The organism is Bradyrhizobium sp. B117 (assembly GCF_038969555.1).
In the GTDB taxonomy this organism is placed as follows: Bacteria; Pseudomonadota; Alphaproteobacteria; order Rhizobiales; family Xanthobacteraceae; genus Bradyrhizobium.
Genome location: NZ_CP152414.1, coordinates 6,425,021 through 6,448,535, shown reverse-complemented (window position 1 = coordinate 6,448,535; position 23,515 = coordinate 6,425,021). Strand labels below are relative to the sequence as shown.

General features: G+C 62.0%; 19 protein-coding genes. 13 read left to right on the top strand and 6 right to left on the bottom strand.

Annotation, left to right across the window (positions count from 1 at the left end; all coding sequences use genetic code 11):
- Positions 1–283: 283 nt before the first annotated feature.
- Both AAFG16_RS31460 and AAFG16_RS31455 read left to right on the top strand, forming a co-directional pair.
- Positions 284–1,123: an AraC family transcriptional regulator gene (locus tag AAFG16_RS31460; RefSeq protein ID WP_342731527.1), complete on the top strand. Its 840-nt coding sequence runs from the start codon at positions 284–286 to the stop codon at positions 1,121–1,123.
- Positions 1,120–1,374 (top strand): hypothetical protein, encoded by a 255-nt coding sequence (locus AAFG16_RS31455; protein WP_283080354.1) that lies wholly within the window; start codon positions 1,120–1,122, stop codon positions 1,372–1,374. Before AAFG16_RS31460 ends, AAFG16_RS31455 begins: the two co-directional genes overlap by 4 nt.
- Positions 1,375–1,434: 60 nt before the next feature.
- Here the strand turns inward: AAFG16_RS31455 and AAFG16_RS31450 are convergent, their stop codons facing one another.
- Both AAFG16_RS31450 and AAFG16_RS31445 read right to left on the bottom strand, forming a co-directional pair.
- Positions 1,435–2,361, bottom strand: coding sequence for a DNA-binding response regulator (locus AAFG16_RS31450; protein WP_342731525.1), 927 nt, complete (start codon positions 2,359–2,361; stop codon positions 1,435–1,437).
- A complete protein-coding gene (locus AAFG16_RS31445) occupies positions 2,351–5,719 on the bottom strand; it encodes an ATP-binding protein (RefSeq protein WP_342731524.1) in 3,369 nt (1,122 codons plus the stop codon). Before AAFG16_RS31445 ends, AAFG16_RS31450 begins: the two co-directional genes overlap by 11 nt.
- Before the next feature lie 170 nt (positions 5,720–5,889).
- Between AAFG16_RS31445 and urtA the strand changes: the two genes are divergently transcribed.
- From urtA to AAFG16_RS31405, 8 genes are all read left to right on the top strand, one after another.
- Positions 5,890–7,149, top strand: a complete 1,260-nt coding sequence (urtA, locus tag AAFG16_RS31440) for an urea ABC transporter substrate-binding protein (protein ID WP_342731521.1) — start codon at positions 5,890–5,892, stop codon at positions 7,147–7,149.
- Positions 7,150–7,294: 145 nt separating this feature from the next.
- On the top strand, positions 7,295–8,221 hold the full coding sequence (gene urtB, locus AAFG16_RS31435; RefSeq protein WP_027557089.1) for an urea ABC transporter permease subunit UrtB: 927 nt from the start codon (positions 7,295–7,297) through the stop codon (positions 8,219–8,221).
- Between the two features lie 23 nt (positions 8,222–8,244).
- On the top strand, positions 8,245–9,384 hold the full coding sequence (gene urtC / locus AAFG16_RS31430) for an urea ABC transporter permease subunit UrtC (RefSeq protein ID WP_283080350.1): 1,140 nt from the start codon (positions 8,245–8,247) through the stop codon (positions 9,382–9,384).
- 10 nt (positions 9,385–9,394) lie between these two features.
- Positions 9,395–10,150: an urea ABC transporter ATP-binding protein UrtD gene (urtD, locus tag AAFG16_RS31425; protein ID WP_342731517.1), complete on the top strand. Its 756-nt coding sequence runs from the start codon at positions 9,395–9,397 to the stop codon at positions 10,148–10,150.
- An 11-nt stretch (positions 10,151–10,161) separates the two neighbouring features.
- Positions 10,162–10,851: an urea ABC transporter ATP-binding subunit UrtE gene (urtE, locus tag AAFG16_RS31420; protein WP_342731514.1), complete on the top strand. Its 690-nt coding sequence runs from the start codon at positions 10,162–10,164 to the stop codon at positions 10,849–10,851.
- A 25-nt stretch (positions 10,852–10,876) separates the two neighbouring features.
- Positions 10,877–12,106 carry a formamidase gene (gene fmdA, locus AAFG16_RS31415; RefSeq protein WP_063694888.1) on the top strand — a complete coding sequence of 410 codons (1,230 nt, stop codon included), beginning with the start codon at positions 10,877–10,879 and terminating at the stop codon, positions 12,104–12,106.
- A gap of 67 nt (positions 12,107–12,173) precedes the next feature.
- Entirely contained in the window at positions 12,174–12,524 is a 351-nt protein-coding gene (locus tag AAFG16_RS31410) for a zinc ribbon domain-containing protein (protein WP_283080346.1), read from the top strand.
- Between the two features lie 55 nt (positions 12,525–12,579).
- On the top strand, positions 12,580–13,620 hold the full coding sequence (locus tag AAFG16_RS31405) for an aliphatic amidase (RefSeq protein WP_342731511.1): 1,041 nt from the start codon (positions 12,580–12,582) through the stop codon (positions 13,618–13,620).
- A gap of 884 nt (positions 13,621–14,504) precedes the next feature.
- On the opposite strand, the gene AAFG16_RS31400 is transcribed toward AAFG16_RS31405, so the two are convergent.
- Both AAFG16_RS31400 and AAFG16_RS31395 read right to left on the bottom strand, forming a co-directional pair.
- Positions 14,505–15,032, bottom strand: coding sequence for a hypothetical protein (locus AAFG16_RS31400; RefSeq protein ID WP_342731509.1), 528 nt, complete (start codon positions 15,030–15,032; stop codon positions 14,505–14,507).
- A 650-nt stretch (positions 15,033–15,682) separates the two neighbouring features.
- Positions 15,683–16,006 (bottom strand): hypothetical protein, encoded by a 324-nt coding sequence (locus AAFG16_RS31395; protein WP_342731507.1) that lies wholly within the window; start codon positions 16,004–16,006, stop codon positions 15,683–15,685.
- 88 nt (positions 16,007–16,094) lie between these two features.
- On the opposite strand from AAFG16_RS31395, the gene AAFG16_RS31390 reads away from it, so the two are divergent.
- The 3 genes from AAFG16_RS31390 to AAFG16_RS31380 all read left to right on the top strand — a co-directional run bounded on the left by AAFG16_RS31390 (position 16,095) and on the right by AAFG16_RS31380 (position 21,010).
- Positions 16,095–17,435, top strand: a complete 1,341-nt coding sequence (locus tag AAFG16_RS31390; protein WP_342731505.1) for a calcium-binding protein — start codon at positions 16,095–16,097, stop codon at positions 17,433–17,435.
- A 204-nt stretch (positions 17,436–17,639) separates the two neighbouring features.
- Positions 17,640–19,481, top strand: coding sequence for a type I secretion system permease/ATPase (locus AAFG16_RS31385; protein ID WP_342731503.1), 1,842 nt, complete (start codon positions 17,640–17,642; stop codon positions 19,479–19,481).
- A gap of 158 nt (positions 19,482–19,639) precedes the next feature.
- Positions 19,640–21,010: an HlyD family type I secretion periplasmic adaptor subunit gene (locus AAFG16_RS31380; RefSeq protein WP_342731501.1), complete on the top strand. Its 1,371-nt coding sequence runs from the start codon at positions 19,640–19,642 to the stop codon at positions 21,008–21,010.
- Positions 21,011–21,101: 91 nt separating this feature from the next.
- Here AAFG16_RS31380 and AAFG16_RS31375 read toward each other — a convergent pair whose 3' ends face one another.
- Together AAFG16_RS31375 and AAFG16_RS31370 are read right to left on the bottom strand one after the other, a co-directional pair.
- Complete coding sequence (locus tag AAFG16_RS31375; protein ID WP_283080339.1) at positions 21,102–21,785, bottom strand: HemK/PrmC family methyltransferase; 684 nt, start codon at positions 21,783–21,785, stop codon at positions 21,102–21,104.
- Positions 21,786–22,454: 669 nt separating this feature from the next.
- A complete protein-coding gene (locus tag AAFG16_RS31370; RefSeq protein WP_342741002.1) occupies positions 22,455–23,441 on the bottom strand; it encodes a TAXI family TRAP transporter solute-binding subunit in 987 nt (328 codons plus the stop codon).
- Positions 23,442–23,515 lie beyond the last annotated feature (74 nt).

Here is a 23,515-nt window from a genome sequence, read left to right as displayed (position 1 = left end):
AAGATTCCCGGGCAGAACAAGGCTTTTCGGGGATCTCGCCGATCACGGGCGCGTCAAACTACCGCAGGTGCGCAGGGTCACCGTGCTCGAAGGCCTGTCGGTGCAGACGAGGCGTTCGGACCGCGTTGCGATCATACCTAGGTATGACGCGGTTAACCCGAGACCTTATCCATGCACCCGCGCGTAGGATGGAGCGCGCGGACCGCTGAACTACTCTGCTCCCATCGCATTCGGGCAAGCCTGCCAGGTGTTGCCGCTGCGAACTGGGACAAGGAGTTCGACGATGTCGCTGCAGATGTCATACCCGCAAAATGTCAAGGATCATGTCGCCGCCGCAATCGACGTCTCGCAGTTGCGGTCACCGAGACGATCGCCGCGCTCCGGCGAGGAAGCGATGACGCTCTCCCTCGTGCATCTGGATGTCGCGCTTGCCATCGAGCCGCCTGCTCCGGACGTGCGAGGATCTGCCGGCGGCGAGCCGAGCTTTCGGGTGTCCGCGAAACGTCTTGCGTGCGCGTCGGCAGAGGCCGATCGCGAGGCGGGTGCCGGCGAGGTCACGGACCCGGTGATGCGGCGTCTCTCGGATGCCCTCGCGGCCACCAAAGCCATGCACCATCCCCATTCCGCCATCCTTGTCGACGCGTTGCATTTGGCGATGCTGACCTGCAAGGCCAGCCGGCGGACGGTGGTCGGACGAGGCCAGTCCGAGTCGGCCGAGGGCGACTGCGAACGGCAAGCTTGCCGGACGGTGCGGTCGCTGCAGAAATGGCGCCTCAAGCGCGTCACGCAGTATATCGACGACAACCTGGATGCTAAGGTCACCTTGCAGCATCTGGCCGCGGTGGCCGGACTGAGCCGGATGCATTTTGCCGCGCAGTTCCGGGCAGCGGTCGGCATGCGGCCGCACGACTATCTACTGAAGAGGCGGATCGAGCGAGCCCAGGAATTGCTGCAGCGGGCCGACGTCTCGCTCGTCGACATCGCCTTGACCGTCGGGTTCCAGACCCAGGCTCATTTCACGACGGTGTTCAAGCGCTTCGTCGGTGATACGCCATATCAATGGAGGAGCGCCCATCTCGCGCAATTTATGCCGATGCCGCGCATCGAGGCGAGGCCGTCATGAACAGTGTCGGTATTCAAGCCCTGGTGCTTCCGCTCCTCGGCATTCACTCGGCGCTGGCGCACCACGAGATCATGGGATTGTTCGAGATCGCTCGCGGTCTCGGCGCCTCCTATCGTTTCGCATCCTCGGCGCCCGAGTCGGGTGCCGTCTACGGACGCTTCACCCTAAACGTCTGCAGGATCATTGTCGGAGGCGCCGCGCATTATACGTCGATGGGACGGTCGATCGACGAAACGGTCCCCCAAACGTAGCGTCGGCCGCGATTTCGCATTCGGCGCAGTTCCTGCGAACGCCGGCCTCAGCCGCCTGTCTTATTTCAAGTCTTTGGCTTTGACGGCGATCGCGGCCGCCGCTGTGCGATTCTCGACGCCGAGCTTGGAATAGATTTGCTCAAGGTGCTTGTCGACGGTGCGCGGGCTGAGGCCCAAGATTTGGGCTATGTCCCGGTTGGTCTTTCCTTTGGACAGCCAGGACAGCACTTCCCCTTCGCGCGTGGTCAGGCCTAGCTCTTTTGAAAACTCCACCGGCGTATCGGCGCCGGAATCCTTGGCGAGGCGAAGCAGGAATTCGTTCGGACCGAGCTTGCCCATATATTGCAACCGCAATTGCTCGTTGCCGGGGAGGGTAGGCATGGTCGTGGTCTTCGCCGCGGATTTGCCCTTCTGGACCTGGTCGAGCCATTGCGGCATCGGGTCGGGCAGCACGAACTCGTCGATGGTGTCGTCGGCCAGCGTATCGGCAAGAAGCCTCTGGGCCTGTGGCGTGGCCCATAACAACTTGCCCTTGCTGTTGACCGCGAGCAGATAGCGGCCGGAGACATCGAGGGCGGCGCGCGCGCTCTGGGTCATCCGGGCATTGGCGAGGTGGACGCGGATCCGCGCCAGCATCTCCTCGATAACGATCGGCTTCGTCACATAGTCGACCCCGCCCGCTTCCAGCCCGCGCACGATGTGTTCGGTCTCGGCAAGGCCCGTCATGAAGATGATCGGTACGCCGTCGAGGCCGGCATCACGCTTCAGCCGCTTGCAGGTCTCAAACCCGTCCATGCCGGGCATCACCGCATCGAGCAGCACGATGTCGGGCGTGATCTGGTCGACGATCCGCATCGCGGATACGCCATCGAGCGCGACCATCACGGTCATGCCGGCGCCGTCGAGCGCGTCGGTCAGGAGCCGCAGCGTCTCGGGAGAGTCGTCGACGACGAGGGCGACGTCGCGTTTTCTGGGGTCAGTGATCATAGCTGTGCAAGGTTTTCAGCGTCGCCATGTATTGGTCGAGATCGAAGCGGTCGAGCAGTGCGCGCATATGGGTGACGAAGTCGGCGTGCTCCGGCAGCTCGGTGCCGATTTCGTCGAGCTTGAGCTGGATCGCCCGGACATAGCCAAGCCGGCCGAGGTCGATCAGCTCCTCGACATATTTCACCGGGGGCCGCGAGCCGCTCTCCGGCTTCCATAGCGGCACCGGCACCTGGTCTGCCTCGTACTGCCATTCGAGCTTGAGCAATTGGCGGATGGTTTCCAGCAGCCGCGGGATGTCGATCGGCTTCATCAGATAGCCGTCATGGAATGGCTGCGCCAGCGGCGCGCCATGCGCTTCGAGCGCGCTCGCCGACACCATCAGGATGCGCGCGGTGTGATGGCCGCCCGCTCGCAAGGTCTCTGCCACCGTCCAGCCGTCCATGCCGGCCATGGAGATGTCGAGCAGGAACAGGTCCGGCCGGCAGTGCTGCGCAAGTGCCAGGCAGCCTGGTCCGTCGGGGGCGCTGAGCAGGATGAAGCCGAGCGGCGCCAGCACCTCGCGCAGGAGATCGCGATGAGTCGGGTCGTCATCGGTGATCAGGATCGTCTTGCGCGGGCCGAGATAGCCGTAGATCGGCGCCTCCACCGGTGCATCACGCCGGGGATTGGTGACCTCGGAGAGCAGGAGTTTCACGCGGAAGGTCGCGCCGGCGCCGACCGTGCTCGTCACCTTGATGTCGCCGCCCATGACGCCCGCAAGCAGGCGGCTGATGGTGAGGCCGAGGCCGGTACCGGTCTGGGGCTGCGCCACGCCGAGCGCGCCGCGCTCGAAGGGGGCGAAGATGCGTTCGAGATCGTTCGGCTGGATACCGGGGCCCGTATCAACGACCTCGAACTCGGCGACCGGGCTGCGATAATGCACGACGAACTTGACGCTGCCGGTCTGCGTGAACTTGATTGCGTTCGACAGCAGGTTGATCAGGATCTGACGCAGCCGCTTTTCGTCCGCATAGACCACGACCGGCAGCACAGCCGGCCGCTTGAATACGAAGTCGATGCCTTTGGCGGCAGCCTGCAGGCGGAACATGCCGACGAGCTGATCGAGAAAATCGTTGAGGCGGACCTCGTCGCGGGAGAGATAGAGCCGTCCGGCCTCGATCTTGGAGATGTCGAGAATGCCGTCGATCAATCCCGACAGATGATCCGCGCTGCGGCGGACCACGCGCACCTGATCGCGCGGCCGCGTCTGCAAGCTGCTGTCTTGCTCAAGGAGCTGCGCATAGCCGGAGATCGCGTTCAGCGGCGAGCGGAGCTCATGGCTCAGTCCAACCACATAGCGGCTCTTGGCGAGGTTGGCGGACTCCGCAACCTCCTTGGCGCGCTGCAACTCGGCGTCGGTGCGCTTGTGCGCGTCGATTTCCTGGATCAAGAGCGCGGTCTGCCGCCGCGTCTCTTCCTCCGCCGCGCGACGGCTCTGCTGCGCCAGCACGAACAGCCAGGCGACAACGCCGATGATGATGATCAGCGCGAAGAACACCTTCCATAACACGTCAGCCAGCAGCGCATCGGCGTGCACGGTCGCCGAGGTTTGCAGATAGATCAGTCCGAGCACGAGCCCGACGAGGCCGGCCGAGACGGCGAACACGCATATATACTGGCCGAACTGCGAGTTGATCCTGGTATGGATGGCCTCGGGCAACATCCTGCCGAGCGCCTCTGACACCTGCGCGCCGGCCCGCGCGTGCGGCTTGCAGAGATCATGGCAGCGGGCGTCGAGCGAGCAGCAGAGCGAGCAGATCGGTCCGGCGTAGGCGGGGCAGGAGGCCATGTCCTCCGGCTCGAACGAATGTTCGCAGATGCAGCACTGGATCGCCTCGACATTCTGCCAGCTTCGCTTCGGCTTGCGGGCGATATAGTACTTGCCGTCGGTGGCCCACGCGATTAGCGGCGCCGCGATGAAGGCCGCAGCGAGCGCGACGAAGGCCGACAGCGCCTTCGCGGTCGGGCCGAACAGGCCATAGAACGCGCTGATCGAAACAATGGTCGCGATGGTCATGGCGCCGACGCCGACCGGGTTGATGTCGTAGAGATGTGCGCGCTTAAACTCGATCTGCGGCGGGCGCAAGCCGAGCGGCTTGTTGATCACGAGATCGGCGACCAGCGCGCCAACCCAGGCGATCGCGACGTTGGAGTAGAGCGCCAGCGTCTGCTCCAGCGCTTTGTAGACGCCGATCTCCATCAACAGCAGCGCCACCATCACGTTGAACACCAGCCAGACCACACGGCCGGGATGGCTGTGGGTCAGCCGCGAGAAGAAGTTCGACCAGGCGATCGAGCCGGCATAGGCGTTGGTGACGTTGATCTTGACTTGCGACAGGATCACGAAAGTGCCGGTCAGCGCCAGCGCCAGATCCGGCTGCGACAGCACATATCGAAACGCCTCGAGATACATGTTGGCCGGCTCGGCAGCCTGTTCGAGCGCGACGCCATGGCTCAGCGCGAAATAGGCCAGGAAGGAGCCGACCAGCAGTTTGAGCGCGCCGAAAACGATCCAACCGGGACCGGCACTGAGCAGGGCGATCCACCATGAGGTCTTGGAGGTGCGGCGGTCGCGCGGCAGGAAGCGCAGGAAGTCGACCTGCTCGCCGATCTGCGCCACCAGCGAGAACACGACCGACGCCGCGGTGCCGAACAGCAGCAGATCGAGATGTCCGTTCGGATCGCCATGCTCGCCGGCGAATCTCCGCCACTCCGTAAACGAATGTGGATTCGCCCAGGCGATCGCCAGGAAGGGGAGGAGATGAAGGACGACCCATAGTGGCTGCGTCCATAGCTGGAAGCGGCTGATCAGGGTGATGCCGTAGGTCACCAGCGGGATGATGACGATGGCGCTGATGAGATAACCGAGCGGTCGCGGAATGCCAAAGCACATGTCCAGCGCCGCTGCCAGAATGACCGCCTCGAAGGCGAAGAAGATAAAGGTGAACGAGGCGTAGATCAGCGAAGTGATCGTCGAGCCGATATAGCCGAAGCCGGCGCCGCGGGTCAGCAGGTCGATATCGATGCCGCATTTGGCGGCATAATAGGCAATCGGCAGCCCGCACAGGAAGATGATGACGCTGACGACCAGGATCGCTGCGGTTGCGTTGCTGGCGCCGTAATTCAGCGTGATGGTGCCGCCGATGGCTTCAAGCGCGAGGAAGGAGATTGCGCCAAGCGCAGTGTTGGCGACGCGGGCGGCGGACCAGCGCCGCGCGCTCTTGGCGGTGAAGCGCAGCGCGTAGTCTTCCAGCGTCTGGTTGGCAACCCATTGGTTGTACTGGCGCCTGACGCGGTCTATTCGCTGCCGCCCTGCCACTTAACCCCCACTCCCGATACGGACCCGGATCCCACGCAAATCCCGTACCAAAAGCCTACGTCGGCATTTTGCGGTGCAGTATACGCGATCTTGCGTATGCTTGCGCTGCACAAATTCGAGCCATCCTCACGGCACCAATCGCGTGTCCTCGAACAAACAGTGGGGTGCTCATGTCAGACGAAACAAACAAGGGCCTATTGTCGCCGCTTCGGCGCAAGCTATTGATGGGAATGGCTGCCGTGCCGGCCATCACGATGCTGCCGAAGGCGTCCTTCGCGCAGGCTCCGGCGACCTCGGCAGTCAACACCACGGGTCTTGCGGTAACCGATACCGAAGTCACAGTCGGCATCCTGCACTCGGCCACCGGCACGATGGCGATCTCGGAGACCGGCTCGATCGAAGCCGAGAAGCTCGCAATCGAGCAGATCAACGCCGCCGGCGGCGTGCTCGGCCGCAAGATCAAGGTCATCCAGGAAGACGGCGCCAGCGACTGGCCGACCTTCGCGGAGAAGGCGAAGAAGCTCCTCGTCAACGACAAGGTCGCGGCCATCATGGGCTGCTGGACCTCGGCCTCGCGCAAGGCGGTGCTGCCGGTCGTCGAGCAGTACAATGGCATGCTCTACTACCCGACCTTCTACGAAGGTCTCGAGCAGTCCAAGAACGTGATCTACACCGGCCAGGAAGCCACCCAGCAGATCCTCGCCGGCCTGAACTGGATCGCCAAGGAGAAGGGCGCCAAGTCGTTCTTTTTCATCGGCTCGGACTATATCTGGCCGCGCACCTCGAACAAGATCGCGCGCAAGCACGTCGAGAATGTGCTGAAGGGCAAGGTCGTGGGCGAGGAGTATTATGCGCTCGGCAGCACCCAGTTCAATTCGGTGATCAACAAGATCAAGCTGACCAAGCCCGACGTGATCTTCACCGACGTGGTCGGCGGCTCGAACGTCGCTTTCTATAAGCAGCTCAAGGCAGCCGGCATCGATCTCTCCAAGCAGGCGCTGCTGACAATCTCGGTGACCGAGGACGAGATCGACGGCATCGGCGGCGAGAACATCGCGGGTGCCTACGCCTGCATGAAGTACTTCCAGTCGCTCGACAATGCCAACAACAAGGCCTTCGTCGCCGCCTTCAAGAAGATCTGGGGCGAGAAGACCGTGATTGGTGACGTGACGCAGGCGGCCTATCTCGGCCCGTGGCTCTGGAAATTGACGGTCGAAAAGGCCGGCAGCTTCGACGTCGACAAGATCGCGGCCGCCTCGCCGGGCGTGGAATTCAAGGGCGCGCCCGAGGGCTATGTGCGTATCCACGAGAACCATCACCTCTGGTCGAAAACGCGCGTCGGCCGCGCCAAGCTCGATGGTCAGTTCGAGCTGATCTACGAGACCGCGGATCTGGTCGAGCCGGATCCATTTCCGAAGGGCTACCAGTAAGCAAGCCTTCCGCAAACTTTCCCAGAGCAAGAGCTCCCTGGCGCGGACGGTCAATCCGCGCCTCACGACCCCGCGTCGCGACGTCGCTCGCGACGCGGGACCCTGTCCCTCGGACGCAAGACGCTGTCCTCGACGGAGAAATCAGATGTTCGGCGACTATTCGATTGGCGACCTCGGCTCGATCTTCGTCATGCAGGGCTTTGCCGGCCTGATCCTGTTTTCCGTCTACGTGCTGATGGCGCTGGGGCTCGCGATCATCTTCGGCCAGATGGGCGTCATCAACATGGCCCATGGCGAGTTCATGATCCTGGGCGCCTACGTCACCTGGATGACGTCGAATTTCTTCCAGTCCTATCTTCCAAGCCTGTTCAGCGGCTATTTCTTCCTCGCGATGATATTGGCCTTCCTGGCCTCCGGCGCGCTCGGGATGCTGGTCGAATGGGTGCTGATCCGGCACCTCTACAAGCGGCCGCTCGATACTCTGCTTGCGACCTGGGGGCTCAGCCTCATGTTGCAGCAGGCCTATCGTTCGATCTTCGGCGCGCGTGAAGTCGGCGTCGAGCTGCCGCAGTGGATGCTCGGCTCGCTGCATGTCACGGACTCGATCGAAGTTCCGATCAACGGCGTCTTCGTGATGGGCCTGACGGTGCTGATCACCATCGGCGTCGCCTACATCATGTTCCGCTCGCGCTGGGGCCGCCAGGTTCGTGCCGTCGTGCAGAACCGCATCATGGCGGGCGCCGTCGGCATCAACACGGCCAAGGTCGACCGCTACACTTTCGCACTCGGCTGCGGCATCGCCGGCGTCGCTGGCTCGGCCTTCACCATGATCGGCTCGACCGGGCCGACGTCGGGCCAGCTCTACATCGTCGATACGTTCTTGGTCGTCGTGTTCGGCGGCGCCGCGAGCCTGCTCGGCACCATCGCCTCGGCCTTCTCGATCTCGCAGACCCAGTCGACGCTCGAGTTCTTCATGTCGGGCTCGATGGCGAAGGTGCTGACGCTGCTTGCGGTGGTCGGAATTCTGATGCTGCGGCCGCAGGGGCTGTTCGCCCTCAAGGTCCGCAAATAACGAAAGTGCAGGGGGCTGAACCCATGAACGACAGTCGTTTTGCTACGCGTTCGGAGTTGATCGGCATCCTTGTGCTCGCGGTCTTTCTGGTCGTAATCCTGCCGCTCTGTCTCGATGTCTTCCGCCTCAACCTGGTCGCCAAATATCTCACCTACGCCTTCGTCGCGCTGGGGTTGGTGATCTGCTGGGGATACGGCGGCATCCTGAGCCTGGGGCAGGGCGTGTTCTTCGGCCTCGGCGGCTACTGCATGGCGATGTTTCTCAAGCTCGAGGCGTCGAGCGTCGAGAACACCAAGATCCAGTCGACGCCGGGGATTCCCGACTTCATGGACTGGAATCAGATCACCGCGCTGCCGTTCTTCTGGAAGCCGTTCCACAGCCTGACCTTTACCATCGCCGCCGTCATCCTGGTGCCGGGCATCTTCGCCCTGATCATTGGTGCTGCGATGTTCAAGCGCCGCGTCGGCGGCACCTACTTCGCGATCATCACGCAGGCGGTCGCTGCGATCCTGACCATCCTGATCGTGGGACAGCAGGGCTACACCGGCGGCATCAACGGCATGACGGATCTCCGCACGCTGAAGGGGTGGGATATCCGTCCCGACCACGCCAAGATCGTGCTCTACTTCTTCGAGGTCGGCCTGCTGTTCGCTTGCATCTTCATCGCGCAGTTCGTCCGGCACTCCAAGCTCGGCCGCATCCTGGTGGCAATGCGCGATCAGGAGGATCGTGTCAGGTTCTCCGGCTACAGCGTCGCCAACTTCAAGATCTTCGCCTTCTGTATTGCCGCTGTATTCGCCGCGATCGGCGGCGCGATGTTCGCGCTCAATGTCGGCTTCATGTCACCGTCCTTTGTCGGCATCGTGCCCTCGATCGAGATGGTGATCTACACCGCGGTCGGTGGCCGGCTCTCGATCCTGGGCGCGGTCTACGGAACGATCCTCGTCAACTTCGCCAAGACCAGCCTCTCCGAGTCATTCCCTGAGCTGTGGCTGTTCGGCCTCGGCGGCCTGTTCATCGCCGTAGTGCTGGCGTTCCCGAACGGCCTCGCCGGCATCTGGGGCGATTACGTCCAGCCGCGGATCAGCCGCCTGATCGCCGCGCGCAAGCCGAAGGCGGGCTGGACCGACAACTCCGTCGCCGACGGCGCGCCGGCAGAGTGAGGAGGAGATCATGCTCGTCGGTCAACAGCCAAAACCCTTCCTGCTCTCGGTTGAAGGGCTCACCGTGTCCTTCGACGGCTTCAAGGCGGTCAACGATCTCTCCTTCTACGTCGAGGAGAACGAGATCCGCGTCATCATCGGCCCCAACGGGGCCGGCAAGACCACCGTGCTCGACCTGATCTGCGGCAAGACCAAGGCCACCTCAGGCTCGATCGAGTTCCGCGGTAAGGATCTGACCAAGCTGAAGGAGAACCAGATCGTCAAGGCCGGCGTCGGCCGCAAGTTCCAGACGCCGTCGATCTACGACGATCTCACGGTGTTCGAGAATCTGGAGATCTCCTTTCCGCGCGGGCGCACCGTGTTCGGCGCGCTGACCTTCACACGTGATGCTGCCGTGCGCGACCGCGTCCACGAAGTGGCGGAAATGATCTTCCTGAAAGACCGCCTCGACATGAGCGCGGCGCTGCTTAGCCACGGCCAGAAGCAATGGCTCGAGATCGGCATGCTGCTGATCCAGGACCCGGATCTGCTGATGCTGGACGAGCCCGTCGCCGGCATGAGCGTGTCCGAGCGCGCCAAGACCGCCGAACTCCTCAATCGCATCATCAAGGACCGGTCGGTGCTGGTGATCGAGCATGACATGAAATTCGTCGAGGACATCGCCCACAAGGTCACGGTGCTGCACCAGGGCCAGATCCTCTCCGAGGGCACCATGGAGAAGGTGAAGAACGATCCGAAAGTGATCGAAGTTTACCTCGGACACTAGGGAGCGCGTCGATGCTGGCAATCAATGATCTTCACGTCGCCTACGGCCAGAGCGAGGTGCTGCACGGCCTCAACGTGTCGGTCGCGCCCAATGAGATCGTCGCGATCATGGGTCGCAACGGCATGGGCAAGACCACGCTGATGAAGTCTCTGATGGGGATCGTGCCGACCAAGAGCGGTTCGGTGACCATGGACGGTGCCGAGCTCGGATCGCTGCCGAGCTATGATCGCGTCGCCAAGGGGCTCGCTTATGTACCGCAGGGGCGGATGATCTTCTCGACCATGACGGTGAAGGAGAACATCGAGACGGGCCTGGTCGTGTCAGGCGGCTCCGAGGTGCCGGAAGATATCTACGAATTATTCCCGGTGCTGCTGGAGATGAAGGGTCGCCGCGGCGGCAATCTCTCTGGAGGCCAGCAGCAACAGCTTGCGATCGCGCGTGCGCTCGCGACCAATCCGAAAGTGCTGCTGCTGGACGAGCCGACCGAAGGTATCCAGCCGTCGATCATCAAGGAGATGGCGCGCACCTTGAAGCGTATCCGCGACCAGCGGGGCCTGTCGATCGTCGTCTCCGAGCAGGTCCTGAGCTTCGCGCTCGACATCGCCGACCGCGTGCTCGTGATCGAGAATGGCGAGATCGTCCGTGACGAACCGCGCGACAGCGTCGATGCCGCGCAGATATCGAAATTCCTGTCCGTCTAATCAGTAAACCAAGGGGAGCATCTCGATGCCAGACACACTGATCAAGGTCGACCTCACCAAGTCTGCCTATGAGAACGACAAGATCCACAACCGCTGGCATCCGGAGGTTCCGATCGTCGAGTGGGTCAGCCCCGGCGACGACTTCATCATCGAGACCGTCGACTGGACCGGCGGATTCATCAAGAACAACGACTCGGCTGATGACGTCCGCGACATCGATCTGTCGATCGTGCATTTCCTGTCCGGTCCGATCGGCGTCAAGGGGGCCGAGCCCGGCGATCTTCTCGTCGTTGATCTGCTCGACGTCGGTCCCCTCAAGGAGAGCCTGTGGGGCTTCAACGGCTTCTTTTCCAAGCAGAATGGCGGCGGCTTCCTGACCGATCATTTCCCGCTGGCGCAGAAGTCGATCTGGGACATCAAGGGTCTGTACACCTCGTCGCGCCACGTGCCCGGCGTGAACTTTGCCGGCCTGATCCATCCCGGTCTGATCGGCTGTCTGCCCGATGCCAAGATGCTCGCGGCCTGGAACGCGCGCGAAGCCGAGCTGATCGCGACCAACCCGACCCGGGTGCCGGGCCTTGCCAATCCGCCGTTCGCGCCGACCGCCCATGCGGGCCAAGCCAAGGGTGACGTCAAGGCCAAGATCGGTCTCGAGGGCGCGCGGACGGTGCCACCGCGCGAGCATGGCGGCAATTGCGACATCAAGGACCTGTCGCGCGGCTCGAAGATCTACTTCCCGGTCTACGTGCCCGGCGGCGGCCTCTCGATGGGCGATCTGCATTTCAGTCAGGGCGACGGCGAGATCACCTTCTGCGGCGCGATCGAGATGGCCGGCTGGCTGCACATCAAGGTCGACGTCATCAAGGACGGCGTGGCGAAATACGGCATCAAGAACCCCGTTTTCAAGCCGTCGCCGATCACGCCGAACTACAAGGACTATCTGATCTTTGAGGGCATCTCGGTCGACGAGGCCGGCAAGCAGCATTACCTCGACGTCCACATCGCCTACCGCCAGGCATGCCTGAACGCGATCGAGTACCTGAAGAAGTTCGGCTACTCCGGCGCCCAGGCCTATTCGATCCTCGGGACCGCGCCATGCCAGGGCCACATCTCCGGCGTGGTCGACGTGCCCAACGCCTGCGCCACGCTGTGGCTGCCGACCGAGATATTCGACTTCGATGTGATGCCGTCGTCGGCGGGGCCGATCAAGCACATCACGGGCGATATCCAGATGCCGATCTCGCCGGATAAGTGATGCCTGCACGCGAGGGATGCGGGGCGATGCGCCCCGCATCCGACGCGCAACAGCGAAGGGAGCGAGGATGCCTGTCTACGATTATCTCTGCAATGATTGCGGTCCGTTCACCGACATGCGGCCGATGGCCGAATGCGACGACCCTCAGGATTGTCCACGCTGCGAGATGGAATCGCCGCGCGTGATCCTGACCGCGCCGGCGTTCTTCTGCATGCCCGCTGAGAAGCGCAAGGCGCACGCCACCAACGAGCGCTCCAGGCACGCGCCGAAGACGCTCGACCAGTACAAGGCAGCGCACGGGCCGGGCTGCGGCTGCTGCGGGACCGGCACGAAGAAGAAACCGGGGCGGCTCGTCACCAAAAGCAAGAGCGGCGCCGTCGGCTTTCCGACCGCGCGGCCCTGGATGATCAGCCACTGAACGCAGGGCGGCCATCGCGTCGTCGACAAGCTCAAACAACAGAAGGGCGCTTCAAATGCTTCACGGTGACATTTCTTCCAGCAACGACGTGGTCGGCGTCGCGGTCGTCAATTACAAGATGCCGCGGCTGCACACCAAGGCCGAGGTGCTCGACAACGCCCGCAAGATCGCCGACATGGTCGTCGGCATGAAGCTCGGTTTGCCGGGCATGGACCTCGTCATCTTCCCGGAATATTCGACCCACGGCATCATGTATGATGCCAAGGAGATGTACGAGACCGCCTCGCAGGTGCCGGGCGAGGAGACCGCGATCTTTGCGGAAGCCTGCCGCAAGGCCAAGGTGTGGGGCGTGTTCTCGCTGACCGGCGAGCGCCATGAGGAGCATCCGCGCAAGGCGCCCTACAACACGCTGATCCTCATGAACGACAAGGGCGAGATCGTGCAGAAATACCGCAAGATCATGCCCTGGGTGCCGATCGAGGGCTGGTATCCCGGCACATGTACCTATGTCTCCGAAGGCCCGAAGGGGCTGAAGATCAGCCTGATCATCTGCGATGACGGCAACTATCCGGAGATCTGGCGCGACTGCGCGATGAAGGGCGCGGAGCTGATCGTGCGCTGCCAGGGCTATATGTATCCGGCGAACGAGCAGCAGGTGATGATCTCCAAGGCGATGGCCTGGGCGAACAACGTCTATGTCGCGGTGGCCAACGCCGCGGGCTTTGACGGCGTCTACTCCTATTTCGGCCACTCCGCGATCGTCGGCTTCGATGGCCGGACTCTGGGCGAGACTGGGGAAGAGGAATACGGCATCCAATACGCGGGCCTCTCGAAGAGCCTGATCCGTGATGCCCGCCGCAACAACCAGTCGCAGAACCATCTCTTCAAGCTCTTGCATCGCGGCTACACCGGCATGATCAATTCCGGCGAAAGCGCGAAAGGCCTTGCGGCGTGTCCTTACGATTTCTATTCGAAGTGGATCGCCGACCCCGAAGGCACGCGCGACATGGTCGAGGCGATGACCCGCCCGATGGTCGGAACCGAAGAATGCCCGATTGACGGCATCCCGAACGAGAAGTCTGCGACGAATTACTAGATCATCTTGCGGTAGGTCTCGGTTGAGGGACGTACCAGCATGGTGGGCCGCGGCGTGCTTGCCGCGGTCCGGACGCCGGATTTATCCGGAAGCACGATTGAGAAGATCAGCTTAGTGGCCGCCCACGATCCAAATACTCAGGAAAGATCCCGAGTATCGTACGCGCGTGCCTAGTCCGCCGCCGCTCCTAGCGCGTCGGGGCAATAGCGCCGCCTGTTCCTGTCGAAATCAGCAAACGGTGGACGCGTTCTGCGTGCTCTTTCGTCAGATTCTCGGCCAGATCGGTCCCAATCACCGCCGGGCCTTTCCTTGTTCGATCGTATACCATCCAGCCCCTGCCGCCCATTCGAACAAAAAATCTGCTCTGCGATGGCGTTCGGTCATTCACCAAAAGGGCTCCTAATCTGGGGCTGCTTCTAGCAATCAGGCTCCAAGCACTGCATTTGTTTATGCGAATCGAATAGGGAAAACGTGGCAATTACTCACGAAGATGCATCAAACATGAAATAAAGCAACACTTTCGACGCAGGCCGTGTTCAGCGCTGATCTTCAGATGGATTCGCAGCCCCACCTCCAGAGGAGTGCAAGAGAAAGGGTGATTGGACTATCCCGAGGGGGCTTGGCCGACCGAAGTGGCCGATCGGGAATTGCTGGCTAACGCAATCTCCATCGGATCCCAGGCAAGGACAACGAAAGAGACTTTTCGGAAAGCCTCAGTGGCGGTGCCGCGGTCCCGCCGCGTGCCTGCTGGCGGCGAACCGATCGTGCCGCCAGCAGCTTTAGCCAATCTCATCAGTCTGAGCGACTTGGCGACGAAAGCACGTCTTTGTTCACTCCCAGCGGAAGCATACCAACTCTTCTGAGTTGCCGGTGAAGGGCTCTATTCACAGCACCGTGCCGCGCGGGTTCACAACCGTGTACCCTCTCAATGAACGCGCGTGTATCCGCGTGGCGTGTCCACCTGAGTTGGCGTCGTATGCCATCCAAACGTCGCCGGCGACATGTTGCTCCAGGACGAAAACGTGTCCGCGCCTTGCAGCGACCATCCCTGGTGCCGGCGAGGTGCGCGGAAACCGCAGCCAGTTTGCCCCGAGGTTCAATTCCGGCACGATACGGCCAAACACGCGTAGGGCCGCGCCACAACCGCAGAACGAAAAGGGGCAGCCCGCGGGGCGGCCGCCGACGATTTGAATGCTGATGGAAGTATCGGGTGCGGCGAGTTGCTCTAACCGCTGTGTCCGCAGTGAGTGGCGCAACTCCGTTCGCTGATTCGAGACTTGCGACTGGTATGAGAAATCACAGGGCATGGTGATATTGCATTCGGAAGCGCGATCTATTCGATATGGTCGCGCGTCCGAATTGAGGGAGGTGATCGCAACGAAACAACACGCAGAAATTACTTGTTTGAACATTGCAGGCTCCAAATTGAAGGACCCCGCCCCGAGCAAGGAACAACCGTCAACAGATTGGCTGAAATCCGCCAAAAAAGCGGCCTCTCTCTGGATGAGAGGCCAACCATACTTCTGGAGTAACTCCAAACTTGCAGACCGTCGAAGAGCACCGCAGCCGCAGATGCGATCGCTTCATGTGTCGATCATTGCCACGAAGTTCATATGAAGAGTGATTGGACCCTTCGATCCGTCCAAGATCACGCGGAGACTCTTGGGGTAGTATCCGGCCCCAATCACGGTCCCGATCCTTCCAGCGAGACGAGGACCGGCGGCCGGCTTTACCTGAATTCGTGAGCCCGGTGGAAACTTGAGCTGGATTTCGGCCGATCGCGACATAGAATCCTCGGCAGCAGTGCCCAATTCTGCTCGAACGGTCGCAACAGCGTGGCACCAGACGGGCGGGCGCATTGAACGGGCAAATTCGATTGTGCGCTCGGCACGAAGAGCTCTTCGACCGACGGTACTGAAGAACCAAACGCAGCCCGGCGCCTAAGACAAAATTCCTTTTCTTCTGCAACTTCTCTTCTGGCAACTTCGCAACTTGCTCGGGCCAGCGAACTCGATTTCGGTGCCAAAATACCGATTGCTTGCGAAGCCGACCTGCAATGAAGTCAATCGCTGAACGGCACCACTTGATACTGAACAACGGAAAGCCGCTGATGAGAACCTCCATCATCAGGAGTAATCCCCCGGCAAAAGATTCGTCCGGTTGCTTGGCGTCCGTCCTTGGCAGGGAAGCAATTGTGTCGGCGTTGTGCCAGATCTTCGGTGCTCTTCTTCGCCGCAATCGTCCGCAGATATTTGAATCCCCTTTTGAAACAGTTCGAATCCGAATTTGGCGGGCGATTGCTGTCGTGTTGCTGTGCAAACTTTAGGCACAACAATCCCTTGGTTACGCCCAAAGGAACGGGAATTCCCGCCTCAAACGTAAACATACGTTAGCCGCCGTGGGACGCACGATCGGTTGTCGGCGCTCAGGCCCAAAAGGGTCACTGGGGGTTTCAACACACAAGGGGAATATCATTGACTACCTTACACTACGCAGCTGGCGGGGGTCTGGACTCGAACGGTAACTACACACCGGCCGAAGCGGGATTCAATCTCGCGGATATCCAGTATGTCGATCAGGCGAACGCATTGCCCGATGGCGTGCAGGGTCTGGTCTGGCTTGATCAGTATCAAGGTGTGACTCAGGAGTTCATCGACGCGGTCACACCTTTCCTCAACAATCCGAAAGTGTTCGGCTTCTACCTCGTGGATGAGCCGGATCCCACCGGACAGTGGGGCCCGCAGGCCAACGCAGCGGACTTGCAGGCGGAATCCGACTGGATCCACCAGCACGATCCCGGCGCCAAGACGTTCACGGTCCTGAATAACATGGGATCATCGGACGACCCGAGCTACATGAACAGCTACAACCAGGCGAATACCCACATCGACTACTTCGGTCTCGATTGGTATCCGGTCTGGTCGGATCGTCCGAACGTCGATCTCAGCACCATCGACAAGTATGTCGCTGCTGCGGAGCAGGCGGGCATTCCGCTCGACTCGATCGTCCCGGTGTACCAGGCATTCGGCGGTGGCGGCTGGAGCACCGAAACCGGTAGCCAGGTCGTCATGCCGACTGCCGCGCAAGAGCAGGCGATGATCAATCACTGGGCGGACCTCGTTCCCAACCCGGCGTTTGACTACGCTTATGCTTGGGGCTCGCAGAATGGCGATACGGCGCTTGAGGACTCGCCGGAATTGCAGCAGGTCTTCCTCGCGCACAACACGAGCGGGGGCTCGTCGACGCCCGTCCCGCCGGTCGTCAGCGCTCCGCCGGCTGATACGCCGACCGACACGCCGACCGACACGCCGCCTTCCGATCATAGCGGAAGTTCGGCGTCCGACGGCAGCACGCCTCCAACTTCCGGCGCGAACGGAAGCACGGGGACGGACGGCGGCACGACGACGCCTGTTGGCGATGCCGGCGGAAGCACCGGTGGCTCAACGGGAGGCTCCACGCCGACGACACCGGTTCCCGGTTCGGACGGAACGACGGACCCGTCGACAGGCGGGACGGATACCGGCCACGGGAATGGCCATGGTCACTGGTGGGCCAGCTCGCCTTCGTCCACGACTGGCGATACGGGCTGGCACAATCACCAGGGCGGGAGCTTCGATTTCTCGCAGTGGATCAATGGCGCCACGTCGTCTTCGTTCGGAGGTCATGGGGGATGGCGAGGTCTGACCACTCCGTCATCCGCGACGTCGGATGCAACCACCACTGACCAGACCGATGCCTCGGACACGGGGTCTTTCGTCGGGCATCTGGCTGACTTCATGAGTCACCACAACGACCATCACGCCTGGCACTCGTGAGCTAGTAGCGTAATTTGCAATAAGAGCATACGCGCGGTCCGCCCGCGCGTATGTTCAATATGGGGGAAGTCCTCTCAACCGCAGTGGTCGAGAGGAGGGGTGCCATTCCGCGCACGGCGGAATGTTGAAATGCGGGCGTCCTGACGCTCGATTGCATGCAATTTTCAACCCGCTTACCGCCGCCCGGCCAAGGGCGGCCCGGATATGCACATGCACGCTTCGGCAAAACAATCAGCGCTCGCGAGCGCTTTCCGTCGGATACGTCCCGGCCTGATCGCGGCCGGTGGACTATCCATCTTCATCAATCTGCTGGTGTTCGTCTCGCCGCTCTACACCATGCAGATCTACGATCGGGTGCTGACGAGCCGCAACGGGATGACGTTGTTGCTGCTGTCAGTGATCGCGCTCGCGCTTTTCATCAGCTACGCGGCGCTCGAGCATTTTCGCAGCCGGGTTCTCGTGCAAACCGGGCTTCATTTCGATCAGCTCATCTCGGGGGAGACGTTCGAGACCGCGCTCGGACAGGCGCTGAGCACAAGCAGCTCGCATCATGTTCAGCTTCTGCGCGACGTCGACACCTTGCGAGAGGTGCTGTCGGGCGGCGTCATCACATCGCTAATGGACGTGCCGTGGACGCCGATTTTCCTCGCGATTTGTTTTCTGCTCCATCCGCTGATCGGCTTGGTCGCCCTGATCGGCGCGGTCATCATCTTGACGCTGGCCTTCCTCAACGAGCGTCTTACGAAGAAGCCGCTGAATGCGGCCGCGTCGAAGAATCTTCACGCACTTGATCGTTTGACCTCGTCGCTCCGCAACGCAGAAGCGATCCGCGCGCTTGGAATGGCACCCGCGATCCGTGCGTCCTGGGCGCAAACTCATGAACAGGCGCTGTCGGAAAGCGCGACGGCGGGAGAGCGCGGCGGGACCTTGCTTGCAATCTCCAAATTCCTGCGCATGGCGATTCAGGTGAGTATCATGGGAGTGGGCGCATATCTCGCGATCCAGCAGGAAATTTCGGGAGGTGTGCTATTTGCCGCTTCGCTGATCATGGGGCGCGCTCTTGCGCCCGTCGAGGCTGCGGTCTCGCAATGGAAGGCGCTGGTCGCCGCGCGGACCTCCTATGCCCGCCTCAATCGCGCGCTCGACGCGCGTGCCACTGAGGGGCGGCCCACGAGGCTGCCGGCGTTGGTGGGCCAGGTCTCGCTCGAGGCCGCGACGGTTCTCGTTCCCGGATCGCAATTGCCGGCTATCGCCGACGTGTCGTTCCGCCTGGAGCCCGGCGAGGTCGTCGCCGTCGTCGGCCAGTCCGGCTCCGGGAAATCGTCGCTGGCGCGAGCTCTGGTCGGTGCCTGGCCGCTGGCGCACGGCTGCGTGCGTATCGACGGTAACGATGTCACGCATTTCGACCCCAATTTCCTCGGGCGGAATCTCGGCTACCTGCCTCAGGACGTCGAGCTGTTCGCCGGTACCGTGCGCGACAATATTGCCCGTTTCCGCGACGACGCCTCCGACGAGGCGGTTGTGGAAGCAGCGCAGTTGGCCTCGGCGCACGAGATGATCCAGCGTCTTCCCAAGGGCTATGACACCGTGATCGGGGATAACGGCGCAGGTCTTTCGGGCGGTCAGCGGCAGCGCATCGGGCTCGCGCGCGCACTGTTCGGCAAGCCGGTGCTGGTCGTGCTCGATGAGCCGAACGCCAATCTCGACGGCGACGGCGATCGCGCGCTGGCTGATGCGATCCAGAGACTGCGGCAGAGCAAGGTGACGATCGTGATCATCAATCACCGACCGAACCTGCTCGCCGCCGTAGACAAGATCGTGTTCATGCACGAGGGGCGGCTCGGACGAATCGGGACGCGCGAGGAAATGCTGCCTGCGCTGCTTGGCAAGACGGTTGCACCGATGCGACGCGAGGTGCGCGGGCCTGCCGAACACCATCGCGCTGACCGCCATCACCATGCTGAGGGCCACCACCGTGCTGAAGGTATTCACGGGTCCGCGCAGTTTTCAAATCAGCTGCGCCCGGCGCACGCGACGAGGCAATAATGGACAAGATGTTGCAACGGGGAGCGGACGCTCTCGACAACGAGCTGGCGGAACTCCTGAAGCAGTTCAACAAAACCGGCGAAGCGGCGCGAGCGCCGCAAGCCCCGGGAAAACTGGAACCGCAAGCTCCGAATCAACTCCTTACGAAGGCGGAAGCGATGACAAAGTCGCTGATCCATCTTGCAAAGACAAAACTTCCGGTCCTGTGGTCCCAATGGTCCTCACTGGGCGGCAATGAGGGGCAGCCGGGCGATTGGAAGACACCCGCACGGCGGGGCTTTCTGGTCGTCTTCCTCACCTTTGGCGTATTCGGTGGCTGGACCGCCCTCGCATCGATCGACGGCGCCGTGGTGGCGACCGGCTCCGTCGTTGTCGAGAGCGACCGCAAGGTCGTGCAGCATCTCGAGGGTGGAATTGTCCGGGATCTGCTGGTGACAGGCGATGCGCATGTCGCGGAAGGTCAGGTCCTGTTGCGTCTTGATCCCACGCAGGAGCGGGCCAAGGAGGAGATCGCCCGCTCGGCGGTGTACTCGGCGGTCGCCGAGGAGGCACGCCTGCAGGCGGAAGCCGAAGGAAAGGATGGCATCACGTTTCCGGCCGAGCTGCTCCAGAAGACCTCAGATCCGAGCGCGGTGCGCGCAATGGGGGACCAGAAGCGGCGCTTCGATGAACGTCGCGCGGCGCGAAAGATCGAGATCTCGATTCTCGAGGAGCGAATCGCGCAGGCGCAGCGGCAGATCCAGGGAAACACCGCGCAAAACAAGGGCGCGCACGCGCAATTCGACAGCGTGAGCCAGGAATACACCAAGCTCAAGCCGCTCGCTGACCAGGGCATCGTGCCGTTCGCGCGCGTCGCCACGCTGGAGCGCACCAAAGCCGAGCTCGAGGGCAAGATCGGCGCATATGAGGCGGACATCGCTCGCTACGGTCGCATCATCGACGAATCGCGGCTGCAGATCGATCAGGTCGGGCAGAAGGTGCTGGAAGAAGCAACCGGCAAGCTCGCCGACACCCGTGCCCAGCTTGCTGACGCGCGCGAGAAGCTGCGCGTCGCCGTCGATGTGCTGGCCCGGATGGAGGTGCGCGCACCGCGATCGGGGCGGATCGTGAACCTCAAGGTTCACACGATCGGTGCCGTGATCAAGGCAGGCGAGGTGTTGATGGAGATCGTGCCGGACAACGATGTGCTCGTGGTGGCTGCGAAGGTGTCGGCGCTCGACATCAACCACGTCCAGCTTGGCCTACCGACCGAGGTGCGGCTACCGTCGTTCAAAGCGCGCACGACACCGATCGCTCTCGGGGAGGTGCTTTCGATCGCGGCCGACGCCACTCGCGACGATGCCACGCATCAACCGTATTACGAGGTGAAGGTGTCGGTTCAGGTCACTCAGTTTCCCGAGGCGGTCCGTGAAAAGCTCAAGCCTGGCATGATGGCTGACGTTCTGATCGCAACCGGCGAACGCACAATCCTTGCGTATCTGACCCAACCGATCACGGACGCGATCCGGCGCGGCATGAGGGAAAGCTGACAACTCGTCGGCTTTCGCTCGCCGACCCGCGCGGGTCGCTGGACACTGTGAAGCCGGCCATCGTTCGGGAACGACGTGGGCGAGGCCGGCATCAATTTGCGTGCGCCATCACGACGCGACCGGTGCCGGTCTCGTCCATAACCACGCGGACATTCCCGTAAGCCTCGTTGCGTTCGAGCAGGGTTGCCACCTGGCGATCCTGGCCGCGGCCGACCTCGAACAGCAGCAGTCCTCCCTGCCGCAGGTAGCGAGGTGCATCTTTGGCAACGCGCATATGGATGCTCAGTCCGTACGGCCCGGCAGCGAATGCTTCGCGCGGCTCGTCTATGAGCAGGGAAGCGCGGTCGCCCTTAAGCCTGGATTCCGAGATGTAGGGCGGGTTGCAGACGATCATATCGATTCTCCGCTCCAGCGGCAGAGCCGATAGGGCTCCGAACAGGTCGCCCTGAAGCACGGCCATGCGTGACTCGAGGCCGTGGCGGGCAATATTGCGCCGTGCGAGCTCGACACACCCGTCGGTCAGGTCGCTGGCCCAGACGCGAGTGCCGGGAATGTTGAGCGCGATCGCGCATGCCAGATTGCCGGCGCCGCAGCACATATCGACGACCCGCGGCGTGGGTAGGTGTTTTTGGCGTAGAGCGTCAATCGCGGTTCTGGCAAGCAACTCGGTCTCCGGCCGCGGCACCAAAGCGCCGGGAGCGACCAGCAGTTCGATTCCCATGAACAGGGTGGATCCACGCCCGTAGGCTTCGCCGACATTGATTGTTTCAGCCATTGCCGTCAGACCCCTGTGTGACGCATTCCTGCCAATCGTTCAGTCCGGCTCAGCTCGCTGGCCGGGTGCAGACTTCTGCAAATCGCCGGCGGACTGCGTCCAGACCCACCAGCTCAAACTCGTTCTCGGAGACGGGAGGCGTTCCAGTGTACACCCTGACCAGAAGTCGACCGGCCGCCGGCATGGTGCCTATGAGGCGGGCGGCATCGCCAGGGAAGACCAGACTTCGTCCGCCATCGGCGACCTTCCATCGTTGGTCTACAGACGGTTGATCATTGATCTGGAATACGACCCTGATCTCGGACGAGGGAGTTTGGGTCCAGGGACTCGCTGCGGAGAGCAACAGCGCGGTCCGATTGGCGTGACAATGGATAGCGAGCGAGGAGGGTGCATCCTTCGAGCCGGACCGTGCGGTCGTTCGCGCGGCGATCTGTGGCTTGTAGTCGACCGGCGATGTGGTTTCGCTCACAATCCAGTTCGGACTTTGAGGAGCCACTTGGACCAATCGCTCGGGTGAGGTCGCCCCGATCCGCTGGTCGACGCACGTCATGTGCTCCATGCCCTGAAATTGCGCGCATGCCTTCAAGCGATCTGTCGCATCGTCGGCCGACGCGCAGTCTAGATGCACCATACCCACGAGCACGGAGGCTGCGAGGGTACAGAGTCGCTTCATCGCGATAATCCAACGGTCGCGCTGGGTGAATGATCGAGCCACTCCTGCGCCGGGCCAAATCGGGTCAAGGTGGGGACACCCGCGCGGAGATTCACGTCCTTCCATTTCGAGTCGAAGCCGGCGGATTGCAGCCGGTCGAGCCTTCCGAAGAGGTGATCCACGAAGCGCGCCATCCGCCGATAGCGATCGGTCTGTGGTTGCCAGTTGTAGGCGGCGAGAATTGTAGGAACGGCGATGGTCGCAATCCGCGTGCCGTTCGGAACCAGGTTTGGATAATCCTTTGCATCGAGGAACGACGGAAGATAGTAATCTTCAAATCGGACGTCATATTCGATCGGCAAGAACTTGAAGCCGTCGTCCCAACGACCTTTTAGGAATGCGTCGACTGGCTTTGATGTGATGAAGACGACCGCTGCAATTTCACCGCTCTTCATCTGCTGCAATGCGACCTGATGGGGAATGAACAATTTTTCGACATTCAATCCCAGCCGGCTGAAGATCAGAGGACCAGAGTAGGCGGCCGCCGTACCCTGAGTATTGAAGTTGACCTTCTTTCCCTTGAGGTCATCGAGCGACTTGATCTCTGGACGCACGAAGACGTGCAGCTCGGCAGGGAAGAGGTTGAGAACATAAGCGATCCGCCGTTCGATCCCCGGAACCTGTGCCTTGTACTCGTCAAGCGCATCGGTGTTGATGATTGCCGCATCGACGCCCCTGAGATAGAGCAGCGAATTGACGTTCTCGGTCGCACCCGTCGTGACGATCGGAATGACGTGCAGCTTGTCCTCTTCGTTGACGACGCGGGCGATCTCCGCGGCGAGCCGAAGCGGCGCGCCTTCGACAAGTCCTCCGGCGAGCCCGACCGTCCACGCGTTGATGCGTTCCTTCGCGAGCGCGTCCGCGGTTCGTGGCGCGGTCGGTGCCGGCGGCGGATCGCGTGGCGGGCGAGATTGGGCATTGGCGACCGGCTGCAAGACGAGCATCGCCATAGCTGCCGTGAATGCGAGCTTGGTCAAAAACATGAATCGCTCTCCTCTTTGGGCTGCCTTCCTAAGGC

Excerpts from the sequence above, each read along its gene's own strand:
- AAFG16_RS31460 (WP_342731527.1), top strand. The coding sequence starts at position 284 with ATGTCGCTGCAGATGTCATACCCGCAAAATGTCAAGGATCATGTCGCC.
- AAFG16_RS31455 (WP_283080354.1), top strand. The coding sequence starts at position 1,120 with ATGAACAGTGTCGGTATTCAAGCCCTGGTGCTTCCGCTCCTCGGCATT.
- AAFG16_RS31450 (WP_342731525.1), bottom strand. The coding sequence starts at position 2,361 with ATGATCACTGACCCCAGAAAACGCGACGTCGCCCTCGTCGTCGACGAC.
- urtA (WP_342731521.1), top strand. The coding sequence starts at position 5,890 with ATGTCAGACGAAACAAACAAGGGCCTATTGTCGCCGCTTCGGCGCAAG.
- urtB (WP_027557089.1), top strand. The coding sequence starts at position 7,295 with ATGTTCGGCGACTATTCGATTGGCGACCTCGGCTCGATCTTCGTCATG.
- urtC (WP_283080350.1), top strand. The coding sequence starts at position 8,245 with ATGAACGACAGTCGTTTTGCTACGCGTTCGGAGTTGATCGGCATCCTT.
- urtD (WP_342731517.1), top strand. The coding sequence starts at position 9,395 with ATGCTCGTCGGTCAACAGCCAAAACCCTTCCTGCTCTCGGTTGAAGGG.
- urtE (WP_342731514.1), top strand. The coding sequence starts at position 10,162 with ATGCTGGCAATCAATGATCTTCACGTCGCCTACGGCCAGAGCGAGGTG.
- fmdA (WP_063694888.1), top strand. The coding sequence starts at position 10,877 with ATGCCAGACACACTGATCAAGGTCGACCTCACCAAGTCTGCCTATGAG.
- AAFG16_RS31410 (WP_283080346.1), top strand. The coding sequence starts at position 12,174 with ATGCCTGTCTACGATTATCTCTGCAATGATTGCGGTCCGTTCACCGAC.
- AAFG16_RS31405 (WP_342731511.1), top strand. The coding sequence starts at position 12,580 with ATGCTTCACGGTGACATTTCTTCCAGCAACGACGTGGTCGGCGTCGCG.
- AAFG16_RS31400 (WP_342731509.1), bottom strand. The coding sequence starts at position 15,032 with ATGTTCAAACAAGTAATTTCTGCGTGTTGTTTCGTTGCGATCACCTCC.
- AAFG16_RS31395 (WP_342731507.1), bottom strand. The coding sequence starts at position 16,006 with ATGTTTACGTTTGAGGCGGGAATTCCCGTTCCTTTGGGCGTAACCAAG.
- AAFG16_RS31385 (WP_342731503.1), top strand. The coding sequence starts at position 17,640 with ATGCACATGCACGCTTCGGCAAAACAATCAGCGCTCGCGAGCGCTTTC.
- AAFG16_RS31380 (WP_342731501.1), top strand. The coding sequence starts at position 19,640 with ATGACAAAGTCGCTGATCCATCTTGCAAAGACAAAACTTCCGGTCCTG.
- AAFG16_RS31375 (WP_283080339.1), bottom strand. The coding sequence starts at position 21,785 with ATGGCTGAAACAATCAATGTCGGCGAAGCCTACGGGCGTGGATCCACC.
- AAFG16_RS31370 (WP_342741002.1), bottom strand. The coding sequence starts at position 23,441 with ATGCTCGTCTTGCAGCCGGTCGCCAATGCCCAATCTCGCCCGCCACGC.